We start from the raw sequence: 2,568 nt of genomic DNA on the forward strand, positions 1-2,568 counted from the left end.
CGACCGGCGTGGCCGTGACGGGCTGGGATGAACTGCCGTAAACCGCCAGCGGCCCGCTCAGCGCGACCTCGTTGCCCAGGTTGGGCGTGATGATACGCAGGTAGCGTACCGTCTGGCTGGGCAGCGGGCGTCCGTTTTCCAGATAGTCGTTCAGCGCTGCGTGCCCGCGTTATAGGCGGCCAGAAAGCCGGGCGCGCCATACAGGCCGTACAGGATCCGGATATAGCGGTGCCCGCCAGGATGTTGTTGTGCGGGTCATACGGATCGGACCCCAGATGATTGCGGCGCTGCATGTCGGCATAGGTGGGCGGCATGAGCTGCATGAGCCCGATCGCCCCGCTGGCCGAGCGTGTCAGGTGGCCATCGATATATTCATGACCGCCCGATTCCTTCTGGATCACGGCGCGGATCCACTCCTGCGGGACCGAAAACCGGCTGGAGGCATCGGCGATATAGGGCTGCCACGGGTCGCTTGGCGGACCGGGCGGCCGGTAGGCCGCCTTGCCTTCGTAATAATTGCCATAGCGTGAGCCGCCCGAACTGGCGCAGGCGGCCAGGCCCAGCCCCACCATGCCCAGCAGCACGAGCCGCGTTACGCCGCGCAGGAGGGTATGGTCAGATCAGGCACAGTTCAGCCAGTTCATTACGCAGGGCTTCGGGCAGGACGTCGCCGCCATGGCCATGGGCGGACAGGTCCGGTGGCGCGTCCTCGGGGCGGAGATAGCGCCAGCCTGGAACGGGCGCATGGCGCGCGGGCTGACGGGAATGATCCCGGGCGCATCATGACCAGCGCGCACGCCGTGCCATCCTCACGCGTGTCGGGGCGGATGGCGGTAATGCGCTGGCGGCACAGGATCCGGCCCGAGATGACACGGTAGATCGACCCGCCATCCACGATCTCGGCCGCGCGGCGGGGGTACATGCGGGTGCGGAACCACGGCATGCCCGTGGGGTCCGTGCCGTCCAGATCATCAACCGGCGGGGTCTGGAGGGACTGGCGCAGGGCCAGATCCTCGATCGACCGGACACCAACCGCCAGCTTGACCATGTGGAGCATGCGATGCGCCTTTCCGCCGTCAGCGCCGGGTGCCGGCAGGTCTGTCTGGGCTTCGCGCAGGAACACATCCCGGAAGCGCTGGCTGTCAACGGAGCGGACGATATGGACCCGGCGCATCGGGCTGTTGCGCGGCGCAAGCGCGTCGGGCACCACGAAGGCATGGCCGTAATGCGGGCCACGGCTGGTGTCGATATCCATCCGTGCATCCACCGCCGCCGTGATCAGCGTGGGATCGACCGCGACGGCGCTGGTCAGTTCATCCCACAGGGGCAGGGGGTCGTAATATTTGCCCATATAGGCCGTCAGCGGCGTCTTCTTGCTGGTGATCTGGTCCAGATACGCGTGTGAGAACATGAGGTCGTTCGACACGCTGCCCACCACCGTAATGGCCTTCCATGGCGCGGTCAGGGTGATGTGCGCGGCTTCGGGGTCGAAGATCATGTTGAAATCGGACGCGAAATCCGCATTGCCGGTAATGGAGGCCATGCTCGTGTCCAGCATGCCGCCCATGAAGACAAGCTGCTTCGCCGTCTCGGCAAAGGTCGGATCCTGCCGGATGGCCAGCGCGATATTGGTCAGCGGCCCGGCGGCGATGATGGTGACGGCGTGCGGGTGGGCATGGACCTGCTCGATCAGGAACTGCGCCGCGCTCTGCGCCACGGGGGCGAGATGGGGCGCGCCTTCCTTCATTCGGGGCACGGGGGGCTGCACGTCCGGGGCCTTGTCAATGGCGCCAAGACCGCCCCACGCGCCTTTCCACGGAATTGCGCCGAACTGCTGTTCATGCACCTGCATGTCCGCTTTCGTGTTGACCAGCGGATAAACCGCGCCATCGGCCACGGGCACATCCGTCCGGCCCACGATTTCCAGCAGGCGGCGCAGATGCGCGGATTCGGCGTTTTCCCATCCATCGCCGCTTACGACCGTAAGGCCCAGCACGCGCACATGCGGGTTGAACAGGAGCGGAATGGTGGAAAGCTGGTCCGACCCGCCGGGGCCAAGGTAATCGTTATCCGCAATCACCAGTTCCGGGGCGTCAGCGTGGATGCGGGTGCGGGGGCAGGCGCGGCATGGACGGTCGTGGCCATGAGCATGAAGGCGGCGGCGGATGCGGCAAGCCGGGCGGAACGGGACTGGAGAAAGGAAAACACGCGGCGAACTCCCTGCCGTGGATGCATGGACGCCATCGTATGGCCAAATTTCCTAAAGCACCAGCGCGGCAAGCAGGCTTTCCAGCCGCAGCCGCCCCGCTGGCGTGGCCGCCAGGGTGTGGCGGGCCGGATCATGGGTCAGGTAACCTTCCGTAATGGCGGCCTGCATGATGTCAGGATCGGTCGCCTCCTGCACGCTCATGCCGGTGCGGTGGGTAAAGCGGGTGGTCGAAATCCCTTCCGCCAGCCGCAGGCCCATAAGCAGCATTTCACGCGCGCGGTCACGGTTATCCAGCATGTCCTCGGGGTGGGCGCCGGTGCCGGTGCGCTCCACGCGTTCGGCCCAGGTTCGGGCGCGCG

Annotated in this window: 4 pseudogenes; all 4 read right to left on the minus strand. The window is 66.3% G+C overall.

Annotation, left to right across the window (positions count from 1 at the left end):
• Window positions 1-572: pseudogene (locus tag JCM25156_RS24420) on the minus strand (lytic transglycosylase domain-containing protein); the annotation flags it as partial.
• Between the two features lie 43 nt (window positions 573-615).
• Window positions 616-1,057 (minus strand): annotated as a pseudogene (locus JCM25156_RS28075) (DUF1489 family protein).
• A gap of 24 nt (window positions 1,058-1,081) precedes the next feature.
• A pseudogene (locus JCM25156_RS24425) lies at window positions 1,082-2,244 on the minus strand (nucleoside hydrolase); the annotation flags it as partial.
• Between the two features lie 16 nt (window positions 2,245-2,260).
• A pseudogene (locus JCM25156_RS24430) lies at window positions 2,261-2,568 on the minus strand (radical SAM family heme chaperone HemW); the annotation flags it as partial.

The sequence above is a fragment of the Komagataeibacter kakiaceti JCM 25156 genome, from assembly GCF_000613305.1.